At 70.2% G+C, this 23391-nt stretch carries 15 protein-coding genes and 11 pseudogenes; 18 read left to right on the top strand and 8 right to left on the bottom strand.

The window, feature by feature from the left end:
* Positions 1 to 122: 122 nt before the first annotated feature.
* Positions 123 to 326, bottom strand: a pseudogene (locus StrepF001_RS48755) (Cmx/CmrA family chloramphenicol efflux MFS transporter); the annotation flags it as partial.
* 199 nt (positions 327 to 525) lie between these two features.
* Here StrepF001_RS48755 and StrepF001_RS38590 point away from each other — a divergent pair.
* Positions 526 to 816, top strand: a pseudogene (locus StrepF001_RS38590) (12-oxophytodienoate reductase); the annotation flags it as partial.
* On the opposite strand, the pseudogene StrepF001_RS38585 reads toward StrepF001_RS38590, so the two are convergent.
* The 4 genes and pseudogenes from StrepF001_RS38585 to StrepF001_RS48750 form a co-directional block, all read right to left on the bottom strand.
* Positions 814 to 1050, bottom strand: a pseudogene (locus StrepF001_RS38585) (NAD(P)-binding domain-containing protein); the annotation flags it as partial. The pseudogenes StrepF001_RS38590 and StrepF001_RS38585 overlap by 3 nt on opposite strands.
* Positions 1051 to 1100: 50 nt before the next feature.
* Positions 1101 to 1829: pseudogene (locus StrepF001_RS38580) on the bottom strand (NADPH-dependent F420 reductase); the annotation flags it as partial.
* Between the two features lie 21 nt (positions 1830 to 1850).
* Positions 1851 to 2819 (bottom strand): zinc-binding alcohol dehydrogenase family protein, encoded by a 969-nt coding sequence (locus StrepF001_RS38575; protein ID WP_129802819.1) that lies wholly within the window; start codon positions 2817 to 2819, stop codon positions 1851 to 1853.
* A 307-nt stretch (positions 2820 to 3126) separates the two neighbouring features.
* Positions 3127 to 3309: pseudogene (locus StrepF001_RS48750) on the bottom strand (Cmx/CmrA family chloramphenicol efflux MFS transporter); the annotation flags it as partial.
* 242 nt (positions 3310 to 3551) lie between these two features.
* On the opposite strand from StrepF001_RS48750, the gene StrepF001_RS38565 reads away from it, so the two are divergent.
* The 12 genes and pseudogenes from StrepF001_RS38565 to StrepF001_RS38505 all read left to right on the top strand — a co-directional run bounded on the left by StrepF001_RS38565 (position 3552) and on the right by StrepF001_RS38505 (position 14332).
* A complete protein-coding gene (locus StrepF001_RS38565) occupies positions 3552 to 4313 on the top strand; it encodes a helix-turn-helix transcriptional regulator (protein WP_129802818.1) in 762 nt (253 codons plus the stop codon).
* A gap of 969 nt (positions 4314 to 5282) precedes the next feature.
* Entirely contained in the window at positions 5283 to 6302 is a 1020-nt protein-coding gene (locus StrepF001_RS38560; protein ID WP_240797859.1) for a reverse transcriptase domain-containing protein, read from the top strand.
* A gap of 367 nt (positions 6303 to 6669) precedes the next feature.
* Positions 6670 to 7413: pseudogene (locus StrepF001_RS38550) on the top strand (arginase family protein); the annotation flags it as partial.
* 55 nt (positions 7414 to 7468) lie between these two features.
* A pseudogene (locus StrepF001_RS48745) lies at positions 7469 to 8032 on the top strand (ABC transporter substrate-binding protein); the annotation flags it as partial.
* A gap of 32 nt (positions 8033 to 8064) precedes the next feature.
* Positions 8065 to 8274 (top strand): annotated as a pseudogene (locus StrepF001_RS48740) (iron ABC transporter permease); the annotation flags it as partial.
* Positions 8264 to 8641: pseudogene (locus StrepF001_RS38535) on the top strand (ABC transporter ATP-binding protein); the annotation flags it as partial. The pseudogenes StrepF001_RS48740 and StrepF001_RS38535, both read left to right, overlap by 11 nt.
* A 192-nt stretch (positions 8642 to 8833) precedes the next feature.
* Entirely contained in the window at positions 8834 to 9067 is a 234-nt protein-coding gene (locus StrepF001_RS38530; protein ID WP_129802817.1) for a hypothetical protein, read from the top strand.
* A 255-nt stretch (positions 9068 to 9322) separates the two neighbouring features.
* Complete coding sequence (locus StrepF001_RS38525; protein ID WP_129802816.1) at positions 9323 to 9550, top strand: hypothetical protein; 228 nt, start codon at positions 9323 to 9325, stop codon at positions 9548 to 9550.
* A gap of 122 nt (positions 9551 to 9672) precedes the next feature.
* On the top strand, positions 9673 to 10149 hold the full coding sequence (locus StrepF001_RS38520) for an MFS transporter (RefSeq protein WP_240797856.1): 477 nt from the start codon (positions 9673 to 9675) through the stop codon (positions 10147 to 10149).
* 17 nt (positions 10150 to 10166) lie between these two features.
* Complete coding sequence (gene asnB / locus StrepF001_RS38515) at positions 10167 to 11993, top strand: asparagine synthase (glutamine-hydrolyzing) (protein WP_129802815.1); 1827 nt, start codon at positions 10167 to 10169, stop codon at positions 11991 to 11993.
* 12 nt (positions 11994 to 12005) lie between these two features.
* Positions 12006 to 13262 (top strand): cytochrome P450, encoded by a 1257-nt coding sequence (locus tag StrepF001_RS38510; RefSeq protein ID WP_129802814.1) that lies wholly within the window; start codon positions 12006 to 12008, stop codon positions 13260 to 13262.
* A gap of 135 nt (positions 13263 to 13397) precedes the next feature.
* A pseudogene (locus StrepF001_RS38505) lies at positions 13398 to 14332 on the top strand (isocyanide synthase family protein).
* Positions 14333 to 14369: 37 nt separating this feature from the next.
* Here the strand turns inward: StrepF001_RS38505 and StrepF001_RS38500 are convergent.
* Positions 14370 to 15619 (bottom strand): annotated as a pseudogene (locus StrepF001_RS38500) (MFS transporter).
* A gap of 158 nt (positions 15620 to 15777) precedes the next feature.
* Positions 15778 to 16521, bottom strand: a complete 744-nt coding sequence (gene aztA / locus StrepF001_RS38495; RefSeq protein ID WP_129802813.1) for a zinc ABC transporter ATP-binding protein AztA — start codon at positions 16519 to 16521, stop codon at positions 15778 to 15780.
* Positions 16522 to 16536: 15 nt separating this feature from the next.
* Here aztA and aztB point away from each other — a divergent pair, with 15 nt between their 5' ends.
* The 4 genes from aztB to aztD all read left to right on the top strand — a co-directional run bounded on the left by aztB (position 16537) and on the right by aztD (position 20915).
* Complete coding sequence (gene aztB / locus StrepF001_RS38490; RefSeq protein ID WP_129802812.1) at positions 16537 to 17397, top strand: zinc ABC transporter permease AztB; 861 nt, start codon at positions 16537 to 16539, stop codon at positions 17395 to 17397.
* Between the two features lie 21 nt (positions 17398 to 17418).
* Positions 17419 to 18651 (top strand): hypothetical protein, encoded by a 1233-nt coding sequence (locus StrepF001_RS38485; RefSeq protein ID WP_129802811.1) that lies wholly within the window; start codon positions 17419 to 17421, stop codon positions 18649 to 18651.
* Positions 18648 to 19625 (top strand): zinc ABC transporter substrate-binding protein AztC, encoded by a 978-nt coding sequence (gene aztC, locus StrepF001_RS38480; RefSeq protein WP_129802810.1) that lies wholly within the window; start codon positions 18648 to 18650, stop codon positions 19623 to 19625. Before StrepF001_RS38485 ends, aztC begins: the two co-directional genes overlap by 4 nt.
* An 87-nt stretch (positions 19626 to 19712) precedes the next feature.
* Positions 19713 to 20915 (top strand): zinc metallochaperone AztD, encoded by a 1203-nt coding sequence (gene aztD, locus StrepF001_RS38475; RefSeq protein WP_129802809.1) that lies wholly within the window; start codon positions 19713 to 19715, stop codon positions 20913 to 20915.
* Between the two features lie 110 nt (positions 20916 to 21025).
* Here aztD and StrepF001_RS38470 read toward each other — a convergent pair whose 3' ends face one another.
* Positions 21026 to 22225, bottom strand: a complete 1200-nt coding sequence (locus StrepF001_RS38470; RefSeq protein WP_129802808.1) for a hypothetical protein — start codon at positions 22223 to 22225, stop codon at positions 21026 to 21028.
* Between the two features lie 87 nt (positions 22226 to 22312).
* Between StrepF001_RS38470 and StrepF001_RS38465 the strand changes: the two genes are divergently transcribed.
* Positions 22313 to 23290 (top strand): ABC transporter substrate-binding protein, encoded by a 978-nt coding sequence (locus StrepF001_RS38465; RefSeq protein WP_206307069.1) that lies wholly within the window; start codon positions 22313 to 22315, stop codon positions 23288 to 23290.
* Positions 23291 to 23391: the final 101 nt, after the last annotated feature.

The following is a 23391-nucleotide window of genomic DNA, read 5'->3' as shown; positions in this document are numbered from 1 at the left end:
ACCTGACGGACCGGCTGCATGCCGCCGCCGGTGGTGACGCGGGTCGACCGTGGTCGACCGTGGGGATCAGCGGCCGCGACGTGACCGGCGATGAACACCGACTGGAAGCCGACCAGCGCCGCCCGGCGGGGGATCCGGAGCGTCGCCAGGGTCAGCAGCGGGGCGCCGACGACCATGCCGACGGCGAAGGCCGACACCAGCAGACCCGCCCGGGACAACGACACGTCGAGATCGCCGGCCATGGACGGCAGCAGCCCGGACAGCATGAACTCCGAGGTGCCCTGGGCGAACGTGCCGAACCCGATGACGTAGATGACGAAGGGCATGGCAGCAACCACTCCACGAGAACGGGTGAGCAGAAGGGACCTCTCCACTCTCAACCGCCCGTCGCCCCAGATCCGGCCTCAGGCCGGCCCAGCCGAACCTGGGTCCAGGCGGGCCGGCCTGGTGCCGGTGGGAGTGGTGTCCGCGCACCGAGACTCGGGATCTGAACGGTAAACGGGGGGACCACCGCAAGGAGACCACGTGACACTCACCCCTGCCTCGCCCACCGAGGCCGCCGGCCGGGCGGCTGAGATCCTCGGCCGCCCGGTCACGATCAACGGCCTGACCGTCCCCAACCGGATCGCGATGGCGCCGATGACCCGCTACTTCTCCCCGGACGGCATACCCGGCCCGGACGTGGCGTCGTACTACGCACGCCGCGCCGCAGCGGGCGTCGGCCTGATCATCACCGAGGGGACGTATCCCAACCACCCCTCCGCCGGTGACAGCGACCGCGTCCCGCGCTTCTACGGCGAGGAGCAGCTGGCCGGCCGGGAGCTTGTCGTAGGCGTGGAACGGCAGGGAGACCACGACGAGGTCGGCGGCCTTGGCGGCCTCCGCCGGGGTGGCGGCGCGGGCCTGGTCGCCGAGTTCGGCGACGAGGCCGGCGAGGGTCTCCGGTCCGCGCGAGTTGCTCATGACGACGTCGAGGCCGGCGGCGACGGTGAGGCGGGCGAGGGTGCGGCCGATGGTGCCGCTTCCGATGAAGGCGATGGGCTGGGCCATGGCGGGGATTCCGTTCGGGGCTGTGCTTGAGGGGGTGGGCGCACGGTGGCTCACATGTCGCGGTACCGCTTCGCTGTGGCCAGCGCGGTGCGCAGTGCGTCCGCGGTGACGGGCTGTCCCGGACCGGGGTCGCCGCCCGGCGCGAGGGCGGCCAGGCTGTGGCCTTCGCTGAAGTACGGCTCGCTGTAGGCGGCGGTGTCACGCTGGAAGCGCCAGCCTTCGGAGAGGGGACCAGCGTCCAGGGCGTCGTAACCGATCGAGTCGAGGAAGCCGGTGACGGTCTTCTTCGCGTCGTCCGAGTCACCGGCGATGGCCAGGGCCGAGCGCTCGGGGTGGCCGCTGGGCCGGCTCAGGTTGCCGAGGTGGACGTAGAAGATGTTGTTCATCGCCTTGACGACGTGCGACTCGGGCAGGTGGGCCTGGAGCAGTTCGCTGGTCGTGGTGGTCTCGTCGTCGAGCTCGACGATGTGGCCGTCACGCTGGGGGTAATAGTTGTTGGTGTCGATGACGACCTTGCCGCGCAGCGGGTCGACCGGGACCGTGCGGTAGGCGTGCAGCGGGATGGTCACGACGACGATGTCGCCGGCGGTCGCGGCTTCGGTGGGGGTGGCCGCGCGGGCGCGTGGGCCCAGTTCTGCCACCAGGCCGGCCAGGCTGTCCGGTCCTCGCCTGTTGCTCAGGACGACGTCGTGTCCGGCGGCTGTTGCCAGGCGGGCGACGGTGCCGCCGATGTGTCCGCTGCCGATCAGGCCGATGGTGCTCATGTCGATGTCCCTACGTGTGTGGTGCTTCGGGTGTGGTCAGAGTTCAAGGACGATGGAGCCCACTGCTTCCCGCGAGGCCAGCCGCGCGTACCCGTCCTCGAAATCGTCGAGACCGAACCTGCTGTCGATGACGGGCCGCAGCTGTCCGTCGGCGGCGAGTCGGCCGATGGCGTCCAGGCCCTCGGCGATCTCCTCGTCGGAGTCGCCGTGCACGCCATAACCGGTGACGAGCCGCCCGGCGAGGAGGTCCATTACGCCGACCGGGGCCTGCCTGCCTCCGGTGAAGCCCAAGGACACGACCGTGCCGCCAGGGCGGACGGAGTGGATCAGTTCGCCGAGGCGCGGGCCGCCGACAGGGTCGAGGGCGAGGTCGACGCCCTGGCCGTCGGTGAGTTCGGCGATGGCCTCGTCGAGCTGCTGCGATGAGGAGTCGATGACCGCCGAGGCTCCGGCGTCTGCAGCGCGGCGCGCCTTTTCCGTGGACGAGACCAGGGCGATCGGTCGCGCGCCGAGTGCCTTGGCCGTCTGCATCACGGCGTGGCCCACTCCGCCGGTGGCCCCGGAGACCAGCGCCGACTGCCCGCTCTGGACCCTCGCGGACTTCGTGAGCGCCAGATACGCGGTCAGGTAGTTCACCGTCAGCGCTGATCCCTCAGCCCAGTCGAGGCTGTCGGGCAGTTCCAGGAGCCGGTCGTCCCTGACCAGCGCCCACTCCTGGAAGAGCCCGTCCACGGTCACGCCGAGGTCGGAGTGGCCGTAGATCGCCACCCGGGTGCCGGGAGCGAAACGGTCACTCTCCTCGACGGTTCCCGAACCCTCGTTGCCCAGGACGAGCGGCGCCTGCGGGACGCCGAAGTCGCCCTTGCGGATGGTGTTGGAGAGCTGGTTGATCGTCGCGGAACGCATCCTGACGAGCGTGAAACCCGCGCGGGGAACCGGCTTCGGGCGTTCCTCCACCCCCATCTCGGGCGGGTTGCCGAATCGTCGCGTCACGATCGCTTTCATGGTGTGTCTCCACTGGGTCGTTCTGGTCGGGTCTGGGTCACCGGCGTACGGCGGTCGCCTGGGCGGCCTCGGGGACGGCCGCGGTCACGATCCGCGTCGTGCCGCGCTGGTGGTGGCGGGTGAGGCGGCGGTCCAGGAGCGTGCTCCCGACGGCCCCCAAGGCGAAGGCCGCGCCGACCCAGCCGATGGCCGCCAGGCCCGGGCCCGCCTCGATCACCAGTCCCGACATCCAGGGAGCGAGGGCGATGCCGACGTTGAAGGCGGCGATGTTGATCGCGCCGCCCAGGGTCCTGGTCTCGCCGAGGGTGGCCAGGGTCAGCAGCGGTGCGCCGCCGATCAGGCCGACAGCGAAGGCGGAGACCAGCAGGCCCGCCTCGGACAGGGAGACGTGCAGATCACCGGCGACGGACGGCAGCAGCCTGGAGAGCATGAACTCCGAGGTGCCCTGGGCGAAGACGCCGAACCCGATGACGTAGATGACGAAAGGCATGGTGGCGGGCTGCTCCGATGGGCATCGCCGGCCCGGTCCGGCGGCATGGCGGGGCGTGGGCGGACTGCCCGAGAGGTGTGCTGTCCTGGAATGCGGGCCCGGTCGTCCTCGTCCAGGCCTCGGCTCCAGCATCACACCCCGTATGCGGTCGGCAGTCGCCAAAACAGGCCCAGCCGAACCTGGGTCCAGCTGGGCCACCCTGGCCCGGGGCGACTGTCCCAGCCCGAGCCAATACTGGAGTAATGGACCACAACGCTGAACTGGGAGACTTCCTCCGCACCCGCCGGGCCCACCTGAGCCCGAGCGAGGCGGGCGTGACCCCGGGCGGCGGAGCCCGCCGGGTACCAGGCCTGCGCCGGGAGGAGGTCGCACGCCTCGCCGGGGTGAGCACGGACTATTACACCCGCCTGGAACAGGGCAGACACCCCAACGTCTCCGAAGCTGTGCTCACCGCGGTGGCCCAGGCCCTGCGCCTGGACGACGCCGAACGCGACCACCTGTTCGACCTCGCCCGTCCCCGTACCGCGCGCCCCCAGCGCCGTCGGCCGGAGCGGGTGCAGCGGGCACGGCCCGAGGTCCACCAGATGCTGGACGTCCTCAACGGAGTCACGCCGGCCTTCATCACCAACCACCGGCAGGACGTCCTGGCCGCCAACCAGCTGGCCAAGGCCCTGATCACCGACTTCGACGCCCTGCCGTACCGCGAGCGCAACTTCGCCCGCTTCGTCCTCCTCGACCCCGCGGCCCGCGAGCTGTACCGGAACTGGGACGAGGTCGCGGAGATCGTCGTGATGAACCTCCGCCTGGTGTCGGGACGCCATCCCGACGACGCCCTGCTGAACGAACTGATCGGCGAGGCAATCGTCAAGGTGCCGGAGTTCAGCACCTGGTGGGACAGTCACCGTGTGGCCCAGTGCTCTCACAGTACGCAGCACCTCCACCACCCTGTGGTCGGCGAACTCACCCTGCGCCACGAGACGTTGGTGCGCCGTGAGGCGCGGTGAATCGAAGGAGGTGCAAGACCTCCTCGCCAGGCTGTCGCAGCAGCCTGGTGGGAGCTGAGCGCAGTCCGACCCGGGAGGCGCCGGGAGGCGGGAAGCAGCGCTGACAAAGCCGGACTGCCCGGAACTACCAGACGGGCCGGGTCCGGCGAGCGAGATCAGAGGGCGTACGAGAGGAACCAGTGGTAAAGCTCCGTAAGCGTGGCACCGGCTCAAATCTGGTGGATATGGGCCGGGTTGCAGTGCACAGTCCGTTCGCTGAACGGACTGACTCCGTAACCGACTTGGCGTGTCGGTGGGGAGGCCACGGTGAAAGCCTGCGGCGTAACCGTGGCGATGCTGCCGGGGCAAAGCTGGGCGCCGGACTGATCGATCGATTCACCGTGAACACGGGAACCGTCCCACGTCGTTCCCCGGGCCCGGAATCCATCCGGGCCGGTGGGATAGATACGTCGTCTGTCGAAGGCGCGGGACGGGGCGGAGGCCCCGTAGTAGTCCGAGCGGACGAGAGGTCCGTGCATGGCGAAGGGGGCCAGCAAGTCGGCAGTAAGGACGCTGGAATGCCGGGGCCGTTGGTGAATACCGACGAACTGGAATACGTCTTACTCAAGGCGGAACGCCGGGTACTGGAAATCCAGACCAAGCTGCACCGTTGGGCCAGTGATGACCCTCATCGCAGGTTCGATGATCTGTACAACCTCGCCACGGACCCGGGCTTCCTGCTGGTGGCCTGGGACCGGGTGCGGAACAACAAGGGCGCGCGCACGCGGGAGTGGACGGCGAGACCGCCTACTACATTGAGTCCGTGCGCGGGCTGGAAGGGTTCCTTTCGGAACTGCGGGAAGACCTCAAAGCCCGCACTTTCCGGCCTCTACCGGCTCGGCGGCGCGCGATTCCCAAGGCTGGCGGCAAGGTCCGCTATCTGGGGATCGCAACCATCCGTGACCGGGTCGCTCAGCGTCCTTGAAACTGGTGTTGGAGCCAATTTTCGAGGCGGATTTTCTCCCGTGTTCCTACGGATTCCGCCCGAATCGCCGGGCTCACGATGCGGTGGCTGAGGTGCATCATTTCGCATCCCGCTCGTATGAGTGGATTGTTGAGGGTGACATCAAAGCCTGCTTCGACGAAATCTCGCACTCCGCTCTCATGGACCGGGTGCGGGAACGTGTCGGAGACAAACGCGTCCTGGATCTGGTGAAGGCGTTCCTTAAAGCGGGCATCCTCGATGAGGACGGCTCCCTGGTGGATACCAACGCCGGGACTCCGCAAGGGTCGATTCTTTCCCCGTTGCTGAGCAATGTGGCTCTCTCGGTCCTGGACGAGCATATCGCCCAAGGTCCGGGCGGCCCCGGAGCCAGCCCGTATGGAAGGGCAAAGCGGCGCCGTCAAGGTCTGCCCAACTATCGCCTCGTGCGGTACGCGGACGACTGGTGCCTGCTCATTTCTGGCACCGAAGCGCATGCCGAATCCCTGCGGGAAGAAATCGCCGGGGTCCTCTCCGAGATGGGCCTGCGCCTGTCTCCAGAGAAGACCCTGATCACCCATATCGACGAGGGCCTCGTCTTCCTCGGCTGGTGCATCCAGCGCCACCGGAAGCGAGGCACCGGCAAACGGTACGTCTACGTCTATCCGGCCAAGAAGGCCCTGGCGGCCGTCATGGCCAAAGTGAAGACGATCTGCCGGCGGAGCATGAACCTGTCGCTCGAAGACCTACTGCGTCAGCTCAACCGGATGCTGCGGGGCTGGACCGCGTACTTCAAGTACGGATGCTCGAACGCGACTTTCAGCTATCTGAGGGCCTACCTCTGGAAAGAGATCATCAGATGGCAGGAGCGCAAGCACAAGCGCGTGCCTTGGAAGGTACTGCGCCGACGCTACGGCATCTGGCCCGCCGAGGGCGGGATGGAACTGTTCGATCCGGCAAGGGTGAGCGCCAAGCGCTACTACTACCGGGGAACACGCATCCCGACACCATGGCCGAGCACGGCATGAAGTGAACACCGACTCACGGGACTTGTGGAGAGCCCGGTGCGCTTAGCGGCGCACGCCGGGTTCGGGAGGCGACCCGGAGAAACGGGCTGGTCGAGAGGCCAGTACCGCGCTCCGGGTCGACCTCACGCCTTCCCCTCCGACCCCGGCCAGACCATCTGCGTGTACACCGCCGAACCCGGCTCCGCCTCCGCGCAGGCCCTTGCCCTCCTGGCCAGTTGGAGCGCACCCGCCGCCAGCCGGGGCAACGACGCATCGCGTGCCCCTCAGCCAGGCAGCACGGTGCGCCCGGACTGACGTACGCCGCCGTGAGTACGCGAACGTGGTCCCGCCCCGTGCACCACGGCGGACCGCCCGTGAAAGGAAACCCATGAGCCACGCCACCACCTCCGACGGCGCCTCCCGCGGCGCGGGCGACCATCTACGGCTCGTCTGGCCCCAGTGGCAGGGCGCCGGCGCGGGTGTCGTCAAGGAACTCGCCCCCGAGTTCCCCCTGGACGTCGCCCGCCGCGGCTACACGGTCGGCACCACGGTCCTCGAAGCGGTCCTGCCGCCGCACGACGGCCCCACCGCGACCGTCCCGGTCACCATGAGCGACGACGGCCTGGAGGAACGCGACGGAGTCGAAGCCAAGCAGGTCGTGCTGAGGCAGTTGGCGGGCGCGTTGGATGTCATCCGTGACCACGATCCGGCGCGGATCACGACCCTGGGCGGCGAGTGCGCGGTCAGCGTCGCCCCGTTCGCCGAACTGGCCCGCCGCTACGGCGACGACCTGGCCGTCATCTGGATCGACTCCCACCCCGACATCGGTACGCCTGACAGCGCGTACAAGGGCTACCACGCGATGGCCGTCAGCGCGCTGACCGGGCACGGAGACCGCGACGTGCAGAAACTCCTGCCGGCCACCGTGTCCCCCGAGCGCGTTGCCCTCGTGGGCTTGCACGAGTGGACCGAGGACGACATTCCCCACGTCGCCGCCTGGGGCATCCGGTCGTTCGGCCCTGACGAGCTGCGGGCCTCCACCAGGCCCGTGCTCGACTGGCTCGCAGCCACCGGCTGCTCTCGGGTGGCGGTCCACTTTGACGTCGACACCGTCGACAGCGACGAGATCGGCCTCGGGCTCGGGTTCGTACCGGGTGGGCTCACCAGCGGCGAAGTGCGACGCGTCGTCACCGACCCGGCTCGGGTCGGCACGTGGCGACGGCGCGCCGCAGCCCCGGGTTTTCGTCATGGGCGCTCCCGGCGCAGGAGTCCGCGGCAATCCGGAGGACTTCAACTCCGAGCGGCAGTACCGGGCGATGGGCGCGCACCTGAACACGGTCGCCGCCAACGAGGCACTCGTACTCCGGGGCGCCGACCGGCTGCCCGGCCCGGCCTGCTTCGGCCTGAACCGGCAGGTCGGCAACGCGGTGATCACCCTGGCCGGTGCCCGCAACGTCTTCGCCGACTGCGACGGCGACTACAAGCAGGTCGGCTGGGAGGACGTGATCGCCAAGAACCCGGACTGGATCCAGCTCGGCGTCCGCAACCGGGGCAGTGAGGCGGCGAACGAGAAGGCCTTCGACGAGGCGGAGAAGTGGCTGAAGTCCAACTCGGCCGCCAAGGGCCTTACGGCGGTGAAGGAGGGTCACTTCCTGCGTATCGGCTCGGAGCAGACCACCATCGCCGGGGTCGAGAACGCCGACACGGTCGAGGAGATCGCGAAGACCCTCTACCCGGGCAAGGTCGGCTGACCGCGCTCGATGTCCCGGTGAGCAGGAAGGACATGGACGCCGCCCCCGCGCGGTCGCGGCGTTCCGTGCCCGCCGGGCCGTCGGCGCTGCTCCTCGGGGTGGCGCAGCTCGCTGCCCTCACGGCGGTGGTCGCGTGGGGCTCCACGTCGATCCCGCCGAGTGACGTGTGGCGCGTGGTCTGGCGGCGCCTGACCGGCGAGGCGCCCAGGCCCGGCACCAACGACCTGATCGTCTGGCAACTCCTTCACGGAACTGTCCGGCGACGAGCGCCAACGCGTGCTGCTGGCCCGCGCGTTCGCCCAGCAGCCGGACGTCCTGTTCCTGGACGAGTCCACGAACCACCTCGACAGCCGCCACCAGGTCGAACTCCTCGCCCTGCTGCGCGGCAGGCGCCGTACGACCCTGGTCTCGCTGCACGACCTCAACGCCGCCGCCTCCGTCTGCGACCGGCTGCACGTCCTGCACGACGGCCAGGTCGTCGCCTCCGCCCCGCCCCGCGAGGTGCTGGCCCCCGCTCTGCTGGCCGAGGTGTTCGGGGTGCGCGCCGCCGTGGTGGAGCACCCGCTGACCGGCGATCCGCTGATCGCCTTCGACCACCGGGAACCGGCGGACGGCAGCCTCTCTCAGAGGGGCGGAGCGAGTTGCCGTCAAGTTCCCCATAAATATTGTGAGATGACACATCCGCGCTCTGCGACTGGTGTGCGACGGGCGAGGGTATCACCCGGGCGGTACCGGGAAGTGCCCCGGGCCGGTTCCGGGCGGTCACCCCGGTGGGCGCCCCGAGCGCGAAAGGGTGAAACCATGAGTGACATCGACGGGCTGAACGGCCTCAACGGCTTGGAACCGGTGGCGACCTTCTGTGGCAACTGCAACTGCGGATGCCCTCAGCTGTTCGTCGACCCCGCCGCCCCCGCCGACCGCCGTGTCGTCCTCACGGACGACTTCGGGCAGCGGGTGCAGATGAGTGCCGACCAGTTCTCGAACCTGATCGAGGACGCCAAGTCCGGCAAACTCGACGGCGTGGCGACAGCCTGACGTAGGAGTCGAAGCAGCCGCTCCACCTCCTTCCCGCCCGGTCCGTCGCGGCCGGATGCGACGGGTTCCCAACACCCCCTCGGTGGGAAGGACTCCTCCGCGGTCCGCGACGGACACGGGCGTACGGGCCGACACGGACCGGGCGGGAAGGAGGCGTCAGATGGCTGGACCGGCTGGAGTCGCGCGGAAGTCCGGTGGGCTGGTGGATCCGTCCTGGCCCCCTGGGAGCCGGAGGCCGGAAGGGCTTGGCGGGCCGTGGGCCATCGCGCCTTCGGAGGCTCCTGGCCGCTGACCGCCGCCACCCTGTCCGTACTGGCGGGCGGCTATGGCTGGTTGGGTTCGGTCGTCGTCGGCGGCGGCTCCGGCGCCGTGGTCGGCTGTGCCGCAGGGCTCGCGCTGAGCGGACTGCTGTACCTCCTGGTGGAGACGGCTGTTTCAGGTCCGTGCGCCGCACGCCGTCACCGGTGCCGTTCCCCGCACTGATCTCCGGCCCGCCCCACTACCCCCACATTTTCGGCCAAGCCCGGGAACTCACTCCTTGACTCTCCCGACTTCTGGGACGAGGCCGCTGCTCGGCGGCCGACCAGAGTGGGGGAGGACCACAGGTGTCTGACCACGGATCCAAGCCGGAGCAGCCCGGGGACATACCCGAAGTCCGCGACCGCTGGCTCCTGGTGGCCGTGGCGGGCGCGCTGTCGTTCGTGGCGATGCTCGACATGAACATCGTGAACGTGGCGCTCGCGGACATCTTCGACGGTCTGCGGATACCGGCCGCGACGGCCCAGTGGGCGGTGCTGGGTTACCAACTCCCCGTCGTCGCCCTGTTGTTGCCCGTCGGACGCTGGCTCGACGCCGTGGGAACCCGATCGGCACTGCTGGCCGCGACCGTCGGCTTCACGCTCGGCCCCGCCCTGGCGACGGCTGTCTGGGGCCTGACCGGCCCGGACGGCGGCGTACGTGCGGGTCTGGCACTGGCGGCCGTCGCCGCCTGTCTCGCCGTACCGCTGCTGACCCTGCCGCCGCGCGGCCCGTCACCGCTGCCCCCGAAGACCACCGACGCGGCCTCCGCCGCGCACCACTGACCGAGGAGTCGTACCTCATGTGCGGAATCACCGGCTGGGTGTCCTACCACCAGGATGCCCGCACCCAGGCCCCGGTCATCGAGGCCATGACCGCCACCCTCACCCCGCGCGGCCCCGACGCGGGCGGCGTCTGGCTCGGCGAGCGCGCCGCGATCGGCCACCGCCGGCTGGCCGTCATCGACCTCGAAGGCGGCGCACAGCCGATGACCGACCGTCCGGACGCCCCGACGGCGGTCCTCACGTACAGCGGCGAGGTCTACAACCACCACGAAATCCGCTCCGAGCTGCGGCAGTTGGGTCATGAGTTCCGTACCCGCAGCGACACCGAGGTGGTGCTGCGCGCCTACGTCGAGTGGGGCGAGGAGGTCGCCGATCACCTGGACGGCATGTTCGCCTTCGCTGTTTGGGACGAACGTGCACAGCGGCTGCTCCTCGTCAGAGACCGGCTCGGCGTCAAGCCGCTGTACTGGGCGGCCGTCGGCGGTGGCCTGGCCTTCGCATCCGAGCCCAAGGCGCTGTTCGCGCACCCGGAGATACGGCCCCGGGTTGACGCGGACGGGCTGCGGGAGGCGTACAGCCTGCTGTTCAACACCGGGCCCACGGTGTGGTCCGGGGTGCGGGAGGTCGAGCCGGGCGGGATGCTCGTCCTGGACCGGGACGGCATCCGCGAACGTCGCTACTGGCAGCTGGAGGCCGGTGCGCACGAGGACGACCGAGACGCGACGGTCGCCCGTATCCATGATCTGGTGAGCACCTCGGCCCGCAGCCAGCTGGAGGCCGACGTCCCGCTGTGCAGCCTGCTGTCCGGTGGTATCGACTCCACCGTCCTGACCGCTCTCCTCGCCGACGAACTCCGCCTGCGCGAGGGCCCGGACGCCCGTATCCGCTCCTACGCCGTCGACTACAGCGACCAGGCCGAGCAGTTCACCGGCGACATCCTGCGCACCGGCCACGACACCCCGTACGCCACCGAGGCGGGTGCCTTCATCGGCACCGACCACAGCACCGTCGTACTGGACCCGCGGGCACTGCTCGACCCCGAGCACCGCAAGGCCGTGGTGGTGGCGCGTGACTCGCCCATCGGCGTGGGCGACATGGACACCTCCCTCTACCTCCTCTTTGGGGAGATACGGAAGCACTCCACCGTCGCTCTCTCAGGCGAGGCCGCCGACGAGGTCTTCGGCGGATACCCCTGGTTCCACAACCCCAAGGCGCTCGCCGCCGACACCTTCCCCTGGCTGCTGGTCACCGGCGACGAGGCCGCCATGCCGCTCAACCCCGAACTGGACCTGCACATCGGCGAGTTCCGCGACGACACCTACCGCAGCGCCCTGGACGCCGTACCGCATCTGGACGGTGAGAGCCCCACCGAGCACCGGCAACGCGAGATGCAGCACCTGTCCCTGACCCGCTGGCTACGCCAACTCCTGCACCGCAAGGACCGGTTGAGCATGGCGCAGGGCCTGGAGGTCCGGGTCCCGTACTGCGACCACCGCCTGGTCGAGTACGCCTTCACCACCCCCTGGGCGCTGAAGAGCTTCGACGGCCGGGAGAAGAGCCTGCTGCGCGCGGCAGGCGCCGGCCTCGCGCCGGACTCGGTCCTGCACCGGCCCAAGAACCACTACCCGGCCACCCACCACCCCGACTACAACCGCGGCCTCCAGGACATGGCCCGTGACGCCCTGGCCGACGACACCGTTCGGTCCCTCGCCGACGAGGCCCGTATCAAGCCCTGCCTCGACATCGCGCCCGACCAACTCCAGTGGGGCCACCGCCTCCGCCTCGAACGTGTCGTCGACCTGGCCCTGTGGCTGGACCACCATTGCCCCGAACTCGACCTTTGAGGAGCCCCGTTCATGACTGTCCAGGAACCCGAGACGGCCACTGAGGCGCAGCCCGAGCCCGTACCGCTGATGGGCTGCCCGTACAAGGCCAACCCCTACCCCCTCTACGAGCAGATGCGCGAGGCCGGCCCGGTCCACCGCGTGCTCTTCCCCAGCGGCGTACAGGCATGGCTCGTCACCGGCTACGAGGCCGCGCATTCCGCCCTCAACGACGACCGCCTGGGCAAGAACCACGACCGGGGCAACGACCGTTGGCGGGCGCGCGCCTCGATCATGCCCGAGCCTCAGCACTCCCAGCTCCAGGTCCACCTGCTCCACCAGGACCCGCCTGAGCACACACGTATGCGGCGCTTCGTCACGGACGCCTTCACCCCGCGCCGGATCGAAAGCCTGAAGCCCCGCTTCCAGCAGCTGGCCGACGCCCTCGTCGCCGCCCTCCCCGAGAACGGGCCCGCCGACCTGGTCACCGGCTTCGCCGCCCACTTCCCCTTCCAGGTCCTCGCCGAAGTCATCGGCCTGCCGACCGAGTTGGCGGCCCGCTTCGATCGCGACTGGGGCAAGGTCGTCCAGCCCGTCGGCCCCACTGACCCCGGACGACCGCTCTACGAGGCCCGCCTGCACGGTCTCCAGAGCTACATAGCCGAGGTGGTCGCCCACAAGCGGGAGCACTGGGACGACGACCTGCTCAGCCGTCTCGTCGTGGCCCGCGACCGCCGCGAACTGTCCCAGGAGGAGCTGGACTCCATGATCTTCCAGCTTCTCGTCGCGGGCCAGGAACCGGTCACCAACCAGATCACCACCGCCCTGATCGCTCTCTTCCGCCATCCCGCCGAACTCGCCCGTCTGCGCGACAACCCGGACCTCATGCCGCGCGCGGTCGACGAACTCCTGCGCTACGACAGTGCCTTCGAGCTGACCACCTGGCGCTTCTTCGACCGGAACGGCGACCTGCACGGCACCGAGGTCCCGGCCGGTGACTCCGTGATCATCTCCCTGTGCGCCGCCAACCGCGACGCGCGCCGCTTCCCCGACCCCGACACGCTCGACCTCGACCGCAGCCCCAACCCGCACCTGGCCTTCGGCCACGGCATCCACTTCTGCCCCGGCGCCGCTCTCGCCCGCGCCGAACTCCAGATCGCCCTCGGCACGCTGCTGACCCGGCTCCCGGGCCTGCACCTCGCCATCAGGGACGAGGAGATCGAGTGGATCCCGTCCGTCCTGGGCCGCGGCACCAACCACCTGCCCGTCGGCTACGACCGCCGCGTCTGACCGGCCGTACATGACCCGGCGAGGCTGACCGCCCACCGCCTGCCCGCACCCGTCCGCCGACGCCCGGCGCACCCCGCCGAGGCGCCGTACGGCCATGCCCGCATGCCCTCACACCGTCTCGGAGGACCCCACCCCATGCCACTGACGACCGCACCGGACACCCGCTCCACCAGCAGCATCAGCGCCGCGATCCTGAACCTGCTGCTCCCGCACCACCGCACCACCGACCCTTCCCGAGCAGGAGCGCAGGCGTTCCCGCACCAACTACGCCAGATCGACGCCTTCGTCCGCGCGGGCGAAGGCGTGGTCTTCACCCTCCCTGGCTTCCCCTGCAAGTCACCCAACCCCGCCAAGGTCCTCGGCCACCTCCCCGACCAGGGCGAACGCCTATCCCTCACCTTCCTGAACACCCTGTGCGGCGAGATCGAGCGGATCCACGCACCCGGCGCCCGCGTGATCATCTGTTCCGACGGCCACGTCTTCGGCGACCTGATCCGCGTCCCCGATGCCCACATTGACGCCTACTCCGACGAACTCAGAGCCCTCATACGCAACCTGGGCCTGCACCGCCTCTCCGTCTTCGACCTGCGAGATGTCCTCGGCGACCTCCCGCACGACACCAAACGCGCCCACGTGCACGAGCGATATGCCCCCACCCTGGACGCCCTGCGCGCCGAGGTCCGCACCCACGCCCCCACCCCGCCCTCTACCGGGGCATCACCCGCTTCCTCGTCGACGACACCGCCGACTTCACCGGCACCCGCTCCGCCCTCCAGCGCGAGTGCCGCAAGCGGGCGTACGGCGTCATCCAGCGCAGCCGCGCCTGGGGCGACCTGATCGCCGAGCACCATCCTCGCTCGGTACGCCTGTCCATCCACCCCCAGCCCGTCGGCACGCCCAAGTTCGGCATCCGCCTCCTCGACGCGCCCGACGCCTGGACAACCCCCTGGCACTCGGCGGCCCTGCGCCGCACCGACGGCACCTGGACCCTCATGCCCCGCGTCCGCGCCGAACAGCTGGGCCGCCTGGTCCACCACGACGGCAGACCGAGCCACTTCGAACAGGGCTGAGCCCCCCGCCCTCCGTGCCGAGGACCCGGCGTCACTGTCAGCGTGCCGGGTCCGCTTCCGGACCGCGCGGCAGCAGCCCTACCGTCAGCGTGGGTACGGCGGCGAGGACCAGCCATGGCACGGCGGCCGGGAGTCCCAGGTCGAGCAGGGAACCGGTGGCCGAGCTGCCGATGAGGACGATCAGCCCGAAGACGGAGGACAGGGCGCCCGTATAGAGGCCGATGCGGCCCTCCTCGGCGAGGTCGGGAACCCAGGCGCGCGCGGCGGGCACGATCAGCCTCTGGCCGAGGGTGAGCAGGACGAGGTACCCGGCGGCGGGCAGCAGCCCCGCGAGGCCGGTCCAGCCCGCCGGGCGCGCCGCCGCCACGACGGCGAACCCGGCCGCGACCAGCAGCAGCCCGTCGGCCATGGAACGGCGCAGGTCGAGCCGGTCGCCCACCCACCGGGTGACCGGCAGCTGTGCGACCACGACCAGCAGGGACGACAGGGCGAACAGCCAGGACAGGGCTGCCTGGGAGCCCGTCGTGCGCTCCACCTCGTCGGGCAGGGCGAGGTAGAGCTGGTTGTAGGCGAGCAGATAGCTGCCGTAGGCGCAGCACAGAGCGAGGAAGCGGCGGTTGCGCAGCAGCACGCGTATTCCGCCCTGGTCGCGGGTTCGGACCCGGCCGGGTATGGGCTGCGGCATCAGCCGCGCGTGCCCGGCGAGGACGAGGACGAAGACGCCCGCCCCGGCGAGGCAGGCGGTACGGAAGTCCACGGCGAGCAGCAGTCCGCCGAGCAACGGGCCGACGAAGGCCCCGGCCTGGCCGGCGGCGGACAGCAGGGCCAGCACGCGGGTGCGTGAGCCGTGTTCCTCCTCCTCCCAGACCACCGCCTGCCGGGCCACCTCCGATCCACGGCCGGGGAGAACAGCGCGGCCGCGAAGCCGATCAGCAGCACCGAGCCGATCACCGTCCAGGTGGCCTCCGCGAACCCCAGCCAAGCGAACCCGGCGACGCGCAGGACGCAGCCCACGAGGACGACGGGCCGTACTCCGTACCGGTCGACGAGCCAGCCACCGACCACGAACAACCCCTGCTGGCTGAAGGTCCTGAGGCCCAGTACGAAACCGACCAGCCGGCCCGCCATGCCGATCGCCGTGCCGAGGTGCTCGGCGAGAAACGGCAGGACGGCGTAGAAGCCGATGTTGAAGGCGAGTTGGGTCAGGATCAGCAGCCGCAGGAGCGGGGAGAGGTGCTTCCACGTGCGCGGCGACGAGACCGGTGACCGGCGCTCTTGGTGCGTCAGCGCCCCACGGCGGCCCCTGACCGGGAGAGCTTCTCCCAGTGGGGGCCGGGCGGGAGGCTCCTCACGGTCGGTGTGGGCACGTCGGGCCGGTGCCTCGGTCCCGGGTGTTGACCGGCGACCTCGGCCCGGCCGTCGAAAGTGGTGTGTGTCGCCGCTTTTCAGAGGGGTTGCCAGATGCGGGCCAGTGCCGACGTGGTGAGGACCTGGTCCGGATGTCCCTGCCCGGCAAGGCGGCCGTCCCGGAGCAGGAGGCATGCGTCCGCCGTGCGCGCGGCCTCCAGGTCGTGCGTGGCCTGAACGACCGTCACCCCGTCTGCGACGAGGTCCTTCAGCAGCGCCCCGATTCGCTCCCGCGCTTCCGGATCCAGGCCCGTGGTCGGTTCGTCGAGGAGCAGCAGGTCCGATCCCTGCGCCAACCCCTGTGCGATGAGCGCGCGTTGACGCTGCCCGCCCGACAGCTCGCCCAGTTGACGTGAGGTGAGGTCCCGGATGCCGAGCCGGTCGAGCGCGGCGTCGACGATCGCGTGGTCCTGGCGGGCCAGCCGGCGCCACGGGCCGCGCTCGCCCCAGCGCCCCATCTCCACGGTCTCCCGGACGGTGAGCGGCAGGGTGTCGCCGACGGCTCCGCGCTGCGGCACGAAGGCGGGCGGCCGGTCTCCGTTGCGGTGGAGATCGCCGGATGTCGGACGGATCACACCGGCGAGCACGCCGAGCAGGGTCGACTTGCCGCTGCCATTCGGACCGACAAGCGCGGTCGTGGCCAACGCGGGTACTTCCGCGCTGACTTGATGGAGTACTGGGCGCCCTGGATAGCCGGCACACAGCCCGTGGAAGCGGATGTGGGCGGTCCGCTCCAGGGGTGGGGTGGGTGAGGGGCCGGGTTTTTTGAACATGGTTTTCATTGTAGTGTCTCGGTCATGGAATGGTTGACGGCCCCCTTCGAGGTCACCTTTGTGCAGCGGGCCCTGTGGGGCGGGATTCTCGTGTCCGCGATCTGTGCACTGGCGGGCACCTGGGTGGTGCTGAGGGGAATGGCCTTCCTGGGGGACGCCATGTCGCACGGGCTGCTGCCGGGTGTCGCGCTGGCCGCGCTGTTCGGCGGGAACCTGATGGTGGGCGCGGTGGTCAGCGCCGCCGTCATGACGGCCGGCGTCACCGCGCTGGGCCGTACACCGAGGCTGTCCCAGGACACCGGCATCGGACTGCTGTTCGTGGGCATGCTCTCGCTCGGCGTGATCATCGTCTCGCGTTCGCAGTCCTTCGCGGTCGACCTGACCGGTTTCCTCTTCGGTGACGTGCTCGCCGTCCGGCAGCAGGACCTCCTCGTGCTCGCGGCGGCGCTGCTCGCGGCGCTGGTGGTGTCGGTCCTTGGCCACCGCGCCTTCCTGGCCCTGACGTTCGACGCGCGCAAGGCCCAGACCCTGGGGCTGCGGCCGCGTCTGGCCCACGCGGTGCTGCTCGGCCTGCTCGGCCTGGCGATCGTCGCCTCGTTCCACATCGTGGGAACGCTGCTCGTCCTCGGACTGCTCATCGCGCCGCCGGCGGCCGCGCTGCCCTGGGCGCGCAGTGTGCGCGGGGTCATGGCGCTCGCCGCCGTCCTCGGAGCCACCGCCACGTTCGGCGGCCTGCTGCTGTCCTGGCACTTGAGCACCGCCGCCGGCGCGACCGTCGCGGCACTCGCGGTGAGCCTGTTCTTCCTCTCCCACGCGGCGTCCGGTCTGCTTCACCGCCGTGCGCCCCACGCCCCCGCCGCCGCTGCCGTACTCGAAGTCAACTGAAAGAAGCTTGAGGCGATCGTCATGACCGTCCGCAGAAACGTCACTCCGTGGGCTTCGGCCGCACTGGCACTCACCGCGCTGCTCGCCACGGGCTGCGCGGCGGACAAGGGCGACGACTCCCGCCCTGCGGCGAGTTCCCCCTCCGCCACTCCGCACGGGTACGTCGAGGGAGCGCGGGAGGCCGCCGAGCAGCAGTCCCGGCTCCTGCTGAACGACCCCCGCAGCGGCAGTAGCAGGGTTCTCGACCTCATCACCGGCAAGGTGCAGCAGACCGACCGGGTGAAAGGCGCCGTCCGGCTCGGAACGGACGGGCGGTTCGGCTACCTCCACGCGTCCGGCGGTACCCATGTGATCGACAGCGGCGCCTGGATGGTGGACCACGGTGACCACGTCCACTACTACAGCGCGGCGGTACGCGACGTGGGTGAACTCCCCGCGCGCAGCCGGGCGCAGGTACGCAGCGATGCCGCCGTGACGGCGGTGACCGACGACGGGCGCGCCCTCCTCTACGACCGCGGCAAGCTGGAGAAGGGAAGGATCGCATCCCCCCGGACGCTGCCGGGCACCTACACCGGCGCCGTCGTGCCGTACGAGGAGCACCTGCTCGCCTTCGCGGACAAGGGCGGCGCCACCAGGCTCGTCGTCCTCGACCGCAAGGGCGAACGCGTCGCCTCCCCGGACGTGGAGTGCGAGCAGCCCCGAGGAGACGCCGTCACCCGGCGGGGCGTGATCCTGGGCTGCGCCGGTGGCGCCCTGCTCGTCCGGACCGAGGACGGCGCCTTCACCGCCGAGGAGATCCCCTACGGAAGGGACGTTCCGGCGCGGGAGCGGGCGACCTCCTTCCGCCAGCGGCCCGGCAGCGACACCCTCACCGCCCCGGCCGGAAGCGACGCCGTATGGGTCCTCGACGTCACCGAGCGGACCTGGACCCGGGTCGACACCGGTCCGGTCGTCGCGGCCAACACGGCCGGAGAAGGCTCCCCACTGCTCGTCCTGCAGTCCGACGGCGCGCTGCACGGCTACGACATCACCACCGGAAAGCGGACCGCGCGGACCAAGCCTCTGCTGACCGGAGGGAAGGGGGCAGGCGCCGACGGCAGCGCCCCCGTGATCGAGGTGGACCGCAGCCGCGCCTACGTCAACGACCCCGAAGGCAAGAAGGTGTTCGAAATCGACTACAACGACGGCCTGCGCATCGCGCGCTCCTTCGACCTGGACGTCAAGCCGGTCCTCATGGCGGAGACCGGCCGATGAGCCGGACCGAGGCGAAGCAGCGCGCGAGGGTGGGCATCGCGCGTCTGCGCAGTCTGATCGTGGGCCTGCTCGCCCTCGTCACCGCCGCGACCGCGACGGCGTGCACCACCGACGACGACCGGCCCGGCGTCGTCGTCACGACCAACATCCTCGGCGACGTCACCCGGGAGATCGTCGGTGACCAGGCCGACGTCACCGTTCTGATGAAGCCCAACGCCGACCCGCACTCCTTCGGTCTGTCGGCGGTGCAGGCCGCCGAACTGGAACGGGCCGATCTCGTCGTCTACAACGGCCTGGGGCTGGAGGAGAACGTACTCCGGCATGTGGAGGCCGCCCGCGAGTCCGGTGTCGCCACCTTCGCGGCCGGCGAGGCGGCCGACCCGCTCACCTTCCGCACGGCCGACGACGGCGGCCCTCGCAGTGAGGAGGGGCAACCCGATCCGCATTTCTGGACCGACCCCGACCGGGTGCGCAAGGCCACCGGTCTGATAGCCGACCAGGTCATCGAGCACGTCGACGGCGTGGACGCCGGCACGATACGCGCCAACGCCGACCGCTACGCCGAGGAACTCACCGGCCTCACCGCCTGGATGGAGAAGTCCTTCGACCGCGTTCCCGAGGGCAAGCGGGCCCTGGTCACCAACCACCACGTCTTCGGATACCTCGCCGACCGCTTCGGCCTGAGGGTGATCGGCGCGGTCATCCCCAGCGGCACCACGCTGGCCTCGCCCAGCTCCTCGGATCTCCGCTCCCTCACCGAGGCGATGGAACGGGCGGGCGTACGCACCGTCTTCGCCGACTCCTCCCAGCCCCGACGGCTCGCCGAGGTGCTGCGTGCGGAAATGGGCGGCCGGGTTCAGGTCGTCGAGCTCTACTCGGAGTCGCTGACCGCCAAGGGCGAGGGCGCCGACACCTATCTGCGGATGATGCGGGCCAACACCACCGCCATGGTCGACGGTCTGACCGGCGGCTGACCCCACGGGCCTCACTTGCACCACCGGCTGACGAGCCATCCCTCCACCTCACTGCCGCCACCGAGCGGCGCGGAAAGGAACACACCGATGAACAAGTCGATACGCAACAGAGCTCTCACGGGCACGGCACTCGCCCTGGCGGTGTCCACGGTTCTGACCGCCTGCGGAGGGGAGGACTCTTCCTCCTCTTCCGACACGAAGGCGAAGAACGCCCCGGGCGCCAAGGCCACCGCGGTCAAGGACCCGCTGGTTGCCACCTTCGACGGCGGCCTCTACATCCTGGACGGCGAGAGCCTCAAGACGGCCAGGACCATCGAGCTCCCCGGCTTCAACCGGGTCAACCCGGCGGGTGACGAGGACCACGTCGTCGTCTCCACCGACACCGGCTTCCGCATCCTGAACGCCACCGGGCAGACCCTCACCGACATCGCGTACAAGGGTGCCGAGCCCGGCCACGTCGTACGTCACGCCGGGAAGACGGTGCTCTTCACCGACGGCACCGGAGAGGTCAACGTCTTCGACCCCGCAGACCTGAGCAGCGGCAAGAAGCCGGAAGGACGCACCTACACCTCCGCCGAGCCGCACCACGGTGTCGCCATCGAACTGGCCGACGGCACACTCCTCAGCACCCTGGGCACCGAGGAGAAGCGCACCGGCGCGCTGGTGCTGGACAAGAACAACAAGGAGATCGCGCGCAACGAGGACTGCCCCGGTGTCCACGGCGAGGCGGCCGCCAGGAACGAAGCCATCGGCATCGGCTGCGAGGACGGCATCCTGATCTACGAGGACGGGAAGTTCACCAAGATCGACGCCCCCGACGACTACGGCCGCATCGGCAACCAGGCCGGCAGCGACACCTCGCCGATCCTCCTGGGCGACTACAAGACCGACCCGGAGGCCGAGTTGGAGCGGCCCACCCGCATCTCCCTCATCGACACGGAGAAGAAGAAGCTGCGCCTGGTGAACCTGGGCACCAGCTACTCCTTCCGCTCACTGGCTCGCGGACCGCACGGGGAGGCCCTGGTCCTCGGCACCGACGGCGCCATCCACGTCATCGACCAGAACACCGGCAAGGTCGAGAAGAGGATCCCCGCCGTGGGGGAGTGGCAGGAGCCGCTGGACTGGCAGCAGGCCCGGCCGACCCTGTTCGTCCGCGACCACACCGCGTACGTGTCCGAGCCCGGCAAGAAGGCCCTGCACGCCATCGACCTGGAGACGGGGAAGAAGATCACCTCCGTCACCCTGCCGAAGAGCACCAACGAGCTGTCGGGCGTCGTCGCCGGTCACTGACCGCCTGCTGTCCTGCCACGCCATCGTGCCCTCGCCGCCCCGGCCTTCCGGCCGCGCCGGCGGGGGCACGCCGCTCGCCCGGACCGGCCCGGTCCGGTCCGGAACTCGCCTCAACGGCCGACGGGATCACCGTCGGCACCGTCGTTCCGGCCGCACAGTGCCATGTGGCCGCCGTGATGCAGAGGTGTGCTCAGCCGGACGCGGGTCGCCTCGTGGCCGGTCTCCGCGTCGACGAGGTGCACCTCGCCGTGGCCGCCCCGGCTGACGGCGACCCAGTCGGAGCCCGGTGAGGCGGCCACCGCCCGGCGCTGGACGCCCTCCCAGGGGGTGCCGCCGCGACGTGGAGCGCCGTCCATGGAAGGCAGGGGACAGCGGTGGACGCTGCCGTCGTCGTCCAGGAGGACCAGTTCGTCGCCGTCGGGGTGGATCCGCGTGAAGGCGGTGTGGCGCCGGGCGAGGGCCAGGCGGAAGACGAGTCCGGGGCCGAGTTCCGTGTGGAACGTGCGTCCCGTCTCCAGGTCGTGCCGCCACGCCTGGTTGGTCCATTCCGGCCACCGCAGCGGGTCCGGATCACCGCCGCGCAGCGTGCTCCACAGGGCCTGCCGGCGGGTGTCGAGCCGGAGGTACCAGCCCCGGGCGGGCGATCCCCAGGGGATGACCGTCTCTGCGGTGAGTGCGTCCCCCTTCCTCCGGGCCCGGTGCACCCCCTCGCCCGTGGCCGCGAACACATGTTCCGTGCGGGGATCCTGAGCGTCCCCGTGGCCGTCGTCCGGCAACGGCAGAACTGCGTGGGGTGTGACCGGAGGACAGCCGGGCGCAGCCGCGAGGAGGTCCGCGAACCGGTGCACGGCCAGCGCACCGGATTCCCGGTGCCGCAGCACGACCAAGGGGTCCTCGCCGCCCAGCACCGTCACGCCCGGCTCGCCGACACGCGTGCGTACATGGGCGGCCTCTCCGGTGGCCAGGTCGACGACCGTCAGCAGGTCCGACCACGGTTCGGTGTTCCCGCCCAGGCCGGTGGTCACGGCCAGCCGGTGACCGGACGGGTCGCACGCGATGTGCTCGGCCGGCACGGCGACCGGGACCGCCCGTTCCACGAGCTCCTCCGCGAAGGGATCGAGCACCAGCAGCTCCCCACGGCGGTCGTCGACACAGGCCACCCGCCCTCCCGGCAGCGCCAGAAACCCGGCGTGCTCCGAGAGATGACGGCCGGTGAGACGCCCCGCGACGGCGCCGTCCGGCACGGTCACCACATGTACGGAACCGTTCACGTGGTCGGAGACGAGCAGGACGGGAGCGGCAGCGGGCATGAAATCCTCCAGAAAACCGGTCTGGTGAAAACGATTATCATGTATCTTCGGTGCGTTCCCAGCACTTGAGAAGAAGCGAGGGCATCGATGCTGCGCTCACCGTCGAGATTCGTCCGCACTTGGATCACCGCAGCGGTGGTGGGTTCCGTCCTGGTCGGCTGCGGCTCGTCGTCCGAGGAACCCGCGAGCGACAAGGCCAGGCCCGCCCCGAAGACCGAGGTCACCGTCGAACCCATCGAGGCGGCGACGGAGTTGACCGACACGAACGGCGCCAAGATCGCCCTGAAGAAGAAGCCGGAGCGGATCGTCTGCCTGTTCGCCCTGTGCGACGACATCCTGACCGAACTGGGCATCGTGCCGACGGCCACCAACAGCGCGCTGCTGGCCCACCCGGACTTCCTGGGGGAGGCGAAGGCCAAGGAGGTCGACGTCATCCCCGGCGGCTTCATCGCCCCCGAGGTGGAGGCGATCCTCTCCCACAAGCCCGATCTCGTCATCGGGCTGGGGGACACGCACGGCAAGCTCGCCCCGGCGCTCAAGGGCGCCACCACGTTCTGGGCCATGCAGCCCGAGACGTGGGAGGACAGCGTCGGATACCTGCGCGACGTCGCCGCGCTCACCGGACGCACCGCCGAGGGGGAGAAGGCCGAGAGGACCTTCCGGACCAAGCTCGCCGCGGCCGAGAAGGCCCCGAGTGAGAAGACCGCCCTCATCATCTACGGCAGTGACGAGAACTTCGGCGTGGCGACCCCGGAGAGCGACGTGGCCGCGAGCCTGTTCCCCAAGATCGCCGACTACCCGTGGAAGTCCCGTGGTGTGGAAGGCAGTTACAGCCTCGAGGAAATCCTCGCCAAGGACGTCGACGTACTGTTCGTCGAGACGATGAGCTTCGGCGACGCGGACGGCAAGCTCTCGGAGAAGCTGGCCGAGAACCCTCTGTGGGGCAAGATCCCGGCAGTGAAGAACGGCGACGTCCACGAGGTGAACTCCGAGGTGTGGGCCAAGGGGCGCGGCACCCGTTCGCTGGGCATCGTCCTCGACGAGGCCACGGCCGCGCTGCGGTGAGGTCGCCCCTCTCGGCTCCCGCCGCGGTGGATCGCACCGCGGCGGGCGGCCTTCGGCCGTCGCGCGACGCACGGAGGTGGCAACCACTCCTGGTCGTCGGA

This window comes from Streptomyces sp. F001 (genome assembly GCF_004187715.1).
GTDB classification, from domain to species: domain Bacteria; phylum Actinomycetota; class Actinomycetes; order Streptomycetales; family Streptomycetaceae; genus Streptomyces; species Streptomyces flavusporus.
This window is presented reverse-complemented; position numbering and strand designations above follow the sequence as displayed.